General features: G+C 60.7%; 6 protein-coding genes. 5 read left to right on the plus strand and 1 reads right to left on the minus strand.

What is annotated here, in order from left to right:
- The first annotated feature begins 228 nt into the window (after positions 1-228).
- The 4 genes from F8N49_RS23810 (at position 229) to pabB (ending at position 4884) form a co-directional block, all read left to right on the plus strand.
- Complete coding sequence (locus F8N49_RS23810; RefSeq protein ID WP_016773819.1) at positions 229-765, plus strand: ATP-dependent zinc protease; 537 nt, start codon at positions 229-231, stop codon at positions 763-765.
- Between the two features lie 5 nt (positions 766-770).
- On the plus strand, positions 771-2306 hold the full coding sequence (locus F8N49_RS23815; RefSeq protein ID WP_016773818.1) for an inactive transglutaminase family protein: 1536 nt from the start codon (positions 771-773) through the stop codon (positions 2304-2306).
- Positions 2306-3292, plus strand: coding sequence for an alpha-L-glutamate ligase-like protein (locus F8N49_RS23820; protein ID WP_016773817.1), 987 nt, complete (start codon positions 2306-2308; stop codon positions 3290-3292). Before F8N49_RS23815 ends, F8N49_RS23820 begins: the two co-directional genes overlap by 1 nt.
- A 248-nt stretch (positions 3293-3540) precedes the next feature.
- Positions 3541-4884, plus strand: coding sequence for an aminodeoxychorismate synthase component I (gene pabB, locus F8N49_RS23825; protein WP_151552835.1), 1344 nt, complete (start codon positions 3541-3543; stop codon positions 4882-4884).
- A 152-nt stretch (positions 4885-5036) separates the two neighbouring features.
- Here pabB and thrH read toward each other — a convergent pair whose 3' ends face one another.
- The gene (gene thrH / locus F8N49_RS23830) at positions 5037-5654 is read right to left on the minus strand and encodes a bifunctional phosphoserine phosphatase/homoserine phosphotransferase ThrH (RefSeq protein ID WP_122747089.1); all 618 of its coding nucleotides are present in this window, start codon (positions 5652-5654) and stop codon (positions 5037-5039) included.
- A 165-nt stretch (positions 5655-5819) separates the two neighbouring features.
- Here thrH and F8N49_RS23835 point away from each other — a divergent pair, with 165 nt between their 5' ends.
- Entirely contained in the window at positions 5820-6560 is a 741-nt protein-coding gene (locus F8N49_RS23835; RefSeq protein ID WP_151552837.1) for a phosphoadenylyl-sulfate reductase, read from the plus strand.
- The last annotated feature ends 177 nt before the right edge of the window (positions 6561-6737 follow it).

Raw genomic sequence — 6737 nt, forward strand, 5'->3', positions numbered from 1 at the left:
AATGACACAGCGCATTCGCGAGCAGGCTCGCTCCCACAAGGGTGGCACCCTTTGCAGCTCATGGGTCGGCGCAAGCGCTGGCGCCATAAAACCACCGTGCTAGAATGCCGCCCGCATTTGCGGGTCTTTAGTACGGCTTGCCATAAAAAGCTGCCAGGCACACGCGGGGGCTTGCGCACGGTTGCGCGGGCACCTGAACCGATAACGGAACGCTGCGCACCAGGATTTATGAGACTCAAGCCTTTCCCCACCTTTTTTGCTCTGTTTTGCCTGCCCGGCCTCGCCGCCGCGGGGGAAAAAACCGTGTACGGCCTCAACGAATACGCTTCGCTTGACGGCATCAATCTCGAAGTTGCGGCCAAACTCGATACCGGGGCGAAAACCGCCTCGCTGAGTGCCCGCGACATCAAACGCTTCAAACGCAACGGTGAATCCTGGGTACGTTTCTACCTGGCCATCGACACCGCGCATTCACACCCCATCGAACGGCCGCTGGCTCGCGTCAGCAAGATCAAGCGCCGCGCCGGCGACTACGATCCGGAAGAAGGCAAGCAGTACACCGCCCGTCCGGTGATCGAGCTGGATATCTGCATGGGTTCGGCAATGCGCAGCATCGAAGTGAACCTCACCGACCGAAGTGCGTTCCAATACCCGCTTTTGATCGGCTCCGAGGCGCTGAAACGCTTCGACGCGCTGGTCGACCCCAGTCTTAAATACGCTGCCGGCAAACCTGCCTGCACCATCGCCGCTCACACCGCCGAGTAATTTCCATGCGTTCTCTAACCTTCCACCTGAAAATCCTGATCGCCGTGCTGGTGCTGCTGGGCGTTTCGGTTACGGCCTATCAGATTTTCGTGCTCGGCATCCCGGTGACCGAAGACGCCACCGACGACCTGTGGAACATCGACGCCAAGGTCGAGTTCGTCGCCAGCACCAAGGATCCGGTGAAGATCCAGATGTTCGTGCCGCCGTTGAGCCGCGATTACGTGAGCCTCAACGAAAGCTTCATCTCCAATAACTACGGCGTCGCGGTCAACCGCATCGACGGCAACCGCAAGGTGACCTGGTCGGCCCGTCGCGCCAAGGGCAACCAGACGCTGTATTACCGTCTGGTGCTGACCAAGCGCTACACCGCGGAAAAATCCAAGGTCAAAGGCCCGACATTCCGTGACAGCATGGTCATCGAAGGCCCGGAAAAAATCGCCGCCGAAGCCCTGCTCGCGCCGATCCGCCAACACTCGGCCGACGTCGAAACCTTTATTGGCGAGGCGATCAAGCGCGTTAACAATGTCAACGACGACAACGTCAAATTGCTGCTGGCTGGCGATCCGTCGACTTCGCACAAAGCCAAGATCGTCGAACTGCTGCTGTCGATTGCCCACGTTCCGGTAGAAAAAGTCCACACCATCCGCCTCGTCGCCGATCAGCCTCAGACTCCCGAGCTGTGGCTGCGCAGCTTCAACGGCAACGACTGGCTGTACTTCAACCCGGAAACCGGTGAACAAGGCCTGCCGACCGATCGCCTGCTGTGGTGGACCGGCGACGAAAACCTGATCACCGTCGACGGCGGCAAGAAAGCCAACGTGACTTTCAGCCTGAACAACAGCGAGATGAACGCGATTCGTCTGGCCAAGCTGACCGACGAAAACACTGACGCCAACTTCCTCGATTATTCGCTGTACGGCTTGCCGCTGCAGACCCAGCAGACCTTCATGATCATGGTGATGATCCCGATCGGCGTGCTGGTGATCCTGATCCTGCGCAACCTGATCGGCCTGCAGACCCTGGGCACATTCACCCCGGTGCTGATCGCCCTCGCCTTCCGCGAAACGCAGCTGGGCTTCGGCATTCTGCTGTTCACGGTGATCACCGCGCTGGGCCTGTCGCTGCGCTCGTATCTCGAACATCTGAAGCTGCAAATGCTGCCGCGCCTGTCGGTGGTGCTGACGTTCGTGGTGGTGTTGATTGCGGCGATCAGTCTGTTCAGCCACAAGCTGGGGCTTGAGCGTGGCTTGTCGGTGGCGCTGTTCCCGATGGTGATTCTGACCATGACCATCGAACGACTGTCGATCACCTGGGAAGAACGCGGCGCCAACCATGCGCTGAAAGTCGCGATCGGCACGCTGTTCGCCGCCTCCCTGGCGCACCTGATCATGACCGTGCCGGAGTTGGTGTACTTCGTGTTTACCTTCCCGGCGATCCTGCTGATTCTGGTCGGATTCATGCTGGCGATGGGTCGCTATCGCGGCTACCGCCTGACCGAACTGGTACGTTTCAAGGCCTTCCTGAAGAAGGCTGACGCCTGATGTTCGGTTTCTGGAAGACCTGGAAGGCCCTCGAGGCGCGCGGCATCATGGGCATCAACCGCCGCAACGCGGACTACGTGCTCAAGTACAACAAGCGCAGCCTGTACCCGATCGTCGATGACAAGATCCTCACCAAGGAACGCGCCATCGCCGCCGGTATCCACGTGCCGGAGCTGTACGGGGTGATCTCCACCGAGAAGGAAATCGACAAGCTCGACGAGATCATCGGCGGGCGCAGCGACTTCGTGATCAAACCGGCGCAGGGCGCGGGTGGCGACGGCATCATCGTCATCGCCGACCGCTTCGAAGGCCGTTATCGCACGGTGTCGGGCAAGATCCTCGCCCACGAAGAGCTGGAGCATCACATCTCCAGCATCCTCACCGGCCTGTACTCGCTGGGCGGCCACCGCGACCGCGCACTGATCGAATACCGCGTGACCCCGGACCAGATCTTCAAAAGCATCAGCTACGAAGGCGTGCCGGACATCCGCATCATCGTGCTGATGGGTTACCCGGTGATGGCGATGTTGCGTCTGCCGACCCGTCAGTCCGGCGGCAAGGCCAACCTGCACCAGGGCGCCATTGGCGTCGGCGTCGATCTCGCCACCGGCCTTACGCTGCGCGGCACCTGGCTGAACAACATCATCACCAAACACCCCGACACCACCAACGCGGTGGACGGCGTGCAACTGCCCTACTGGGACGGTTTCATGAAACTCGCCGCCGGCTGCTATGAGCTGTGCGGGCTGGGTTATATCGGCGTGGACATGGTGCTCGATCAGGAAAAAGGCCCGCTGATTCTCGAACTGAATGCGCGGCCGGGGCTGAACATTCAGATCGCCAACGATTGCGGCCTGACCTTGCGTACCCATGCGGTTGAAGCGCGGCTGGAAGAGCTGAAGGCGCGGGGCGTTAAGGAATCGGTAGAAGAGCGGGTGGCGTTTACCCAGGAGATGTTTGGGCATATTCCTGCGGTCGAGGGCTAAAAGCTGAAAAGCCCCTCACCCTAGCCCTCTCCCGGAGGGAGAGGGGACTGACCGTGGTGGATGCGAGAGCTGCGCCGACCTGAAATACCCGGTCGAACTCCGGCCTTGAAAAGCATGAAGATCGGCTCCCTTTCCCCCTCGCCCCCTTGGGGGAGAGGGCTGGGGTGAGGGGGAGGCTTTTGACTTTGATCTGGCAGCGCAGAGGACTACAATCCCCACCCCGCCTCAACGGCCGATCTGCCCCGCCCATGCTGACCTGCTCCGTACACCCACTGCCCTACCGCGCCAACCCCGCCGACTATTTCGCGGCCATTCGCAACGCACCCGGCGCCGTGCTGCTCGACAGCGGCCGGCCGAGCGCTGAACGCGGCCGTTATGACTTGCTCAGCGCCTGGCCGCTGGAACAACTGGCGGTGTTGCCGGACGAGAGCGGCGCGCATTTCCTCCAGCGCCTGCGTGACCACCTCAGCCGCTTGGGCGAAGCGCAGTTGCCCGCCGGGTACGAATTGCCGTTCGCCGGCGGACTGATCGGTTATCTGAGCTACGACTTCGGCAGGCATCTGGAAAACCTGCCGAGTCAGGCGCTGGATGACCTGCAACTGCCCGATGCGCGTTTTGGCCTGTACGACTGGGCGCTGATCAGCGATCACCACGGGCAAACCAGCCAATTGGTCTTTCATCCATCGCTTGTCGACAGTGAACGGCAGCGATTGGTCGCGCTGTTCACTCAGCCTCAAGTTGACGCGCTGGCGCCCTTCAAACTGAACGCCCCCATGGCCGCTGATCTCTCGGCTGACGATTACCGTCAGGCCTTCGAACGCATTCAGGACTACATCCAGGCCGGCGACTGCTATCAGGTCAACTTCGCGCAACGCTTTCGTGCGCAATGCCAAGGCGATCCGTGGCTGGCTTACTGCGCTTTGCGTCAGGCCTGCCCGACGCCGTTCTCCGGGTTCCAGAGCTTGCCCGATGGCGGCGCAGTCCTGAGCCTGTCACCGGAACGTTTCGTCAGAGTCAGCCAGCGTCAGGTTGAAACCCGTCCGATCAAGGGCACCCGCCCTCGCGGCCTGACCCCAGCCGAGGACGCGGCCAACGCCGCCGAACTGCTGGCCAGCCCCAAGGATCGCGCGGAAAACCTGATGATCGTCGACCTGCTGCGCAACGACCTCGGGCGCACCTGCCGCATCGGCTCGGTGCGGGTGCCGGAGTTGTTCAGCCTGGAAAGCTATCCGAACGTGCATCACCTGGTCAGCAGCGTGACCGGTGAACTGGCGGCGGATCGTGATGCGCTGGACCTGATCGCTGGCAGCTTCCCCGGCGGCTCGATCACCGGCGCACCAAAGATTCGGGCGATGCAGATCATCGACGAGCTGGAGCCAACCCGGCGCGGTCTGTATTGCGGCTCGTTGCTGTATCTGGACGTGCGCGGCGAGATGGACAGCTCTATCGCCATCCGCAGTCTGCTGGTCAAGGATGGCCAGGTGTGCTGCTGGGGCGGCGGCGGGATCGTCGCCGATTCGGACTGGCAGGCGGAGTATCAGGAGTCGATGACCAAAGTGCGAATCCTGCTCGATACCCTGCAGAACCTCTGAAGCATCGCGAGCAGCCTCCCACACCGATCGTTCCCACGCTCCTGCGTGGGAATGCAGCCCGGGACGCTCCGCGTCCCATCCAAAGCCGAACGCGGAGCGTCCGTTGAGGCATTCCCACGCGGAGCGTGGGAACGATCATCAGGTAGCCAGGCTTACAGGCTGAGATCGCGGTTTGAGGCTTTAAGGAACTCCTGCTTCAGCTCTTCAAACGTATGCACCGCCGGGAACTGCGGAAACTCGCGAATCACGTTGTCCGGCGCGTGAAACAGAATCCCCGCATCCGCCTCGCCGAGCATGGTCGTGTCGTTGTACGAATCACCCGCCGCGATCACCCGGTAGTACAGACTCTTGAACGCCAGCACCGACTGACGCTTGGGATCTTTCTGGCGCAGTTGATAGCCCGTCACCCGACCGCTTTCGTCAGTGATCAAGCGGTGGCAGAGCAAGGTCGGGAAGCCCAGCTGGCGCATCAGCGGCTGCGAGAATTCATAAAAAGTGTCCGAGAGAATCACCACTTGGAAACGCTCGCGCAGCCAGTTGACGAACTCCACCGCGCCGTCCAGCGGTTTCAGTGTGGCGATCACTTCCTGAATGTCCGAGAGCTTGAGGCCGTGCTCATCGAGGATGCGCAAACGCTGCTTCATCAATACGTCGTAATCGGGAATGTCCCGGGTGGTGGCCTTGAGGGAGTCGATTCCGGTTTTTTCGGCGAAGGCGATCCAGATTTCCGGTACCAGTACCCCTTCAAGATCCAGGCAAGCAATTTCCACAAGACACTCCCGTTTGTAGTGATTATTTGAGTCAAGCGAGGCCGAACTCTAGCGTTTGCACCCGAGGCGCGCAACGCAGAGGACGCCCCAGGCGCGGCAGCTTTTTGTTACCATCGGCCCCCTATAGAGCGCCCGAGCGCCATTGACCTGTAGGAAGCCGCCCTGATGAGCCCATCGTTCGACGTCGTGGAACTCGCCACGACCTATGCCAACAAATCCGCCCAGGACATCCTCAAGCTCGCCTTCGCCGAGTTCGGCGATGACTTGTGGATATCTTTCAGCGGCGCCGAGGACGTGGTGCTGGTGGACATGGCGTGGAAGCTGAACAAGAACGTCAAAGTGTTCAGCCTCGACACCGGCCGCCTGCATCCGGAGACCTACCGCTTCATCGAGCAAGTGCGCGAGCATTACCAGATCGATATTGAAATCGTCTCGCCGGACTACACGAAACTCGAACCGTTCGTGAAGGAAAAAGGCCTGTTCAGCTTCTACAAAGATGGCCACGGCGAATGCTGCGGCATCCGCAAGATCGAGCCGCTGCGGCGCAAGCTGTCCGACGTTAAAGCCTGGGCCACCGGCCAGCGCCGCGATCAGAGCCCGGGCACCCGCAGCGCTGTGGCGGTGCTGGAAATCGACACAGCTTTCTCGACACCGGAACGCACCCTGTACAAGTTCAACCCGCTGGCGCAGATGACCAGCGAGGAGATCTGGGGTTACATCCGCATGCTCGAACTGCCCTATAATAGCTTGCACGAGCGCGGTTTCATCAGCATCGGCTGCGAACCCTGCACCCGCCCGGTGCTGCCGAACCAGCACGAGCGCGAAGGCCGCTGGTGGTGGGAAGAAGCCACGCAGAAAGAATGCGGACTGCATGCCGGGAATATCATCAGCAAATCCAAAGCATAATTCCCGGTTGATGGAATATCTGTGGGAGCGAGCTTGCTCGCGAATGCGATTTAGCAGTCGATAAACTCGTGTCAGGCATGACGCCTTCGCGAGCAAGCTCGCTCCCACAGGGTTACTCATTGGTCACTCAGAATGTGTACACAGGAATGTCACCATCGGTGCCATTTATGTGTGCAC

Source organism: Pseudomonas sp. GXM4, from assembly GCF_008923895.1.
GTDB classification, from domain to species: Bacteria; Pseudomonadota; Gammaproteobacteria; order Pseudomonadales; family Pseudomonadaceae; genus Aquipseudomonas; species Aquipseudomonas atacamensis.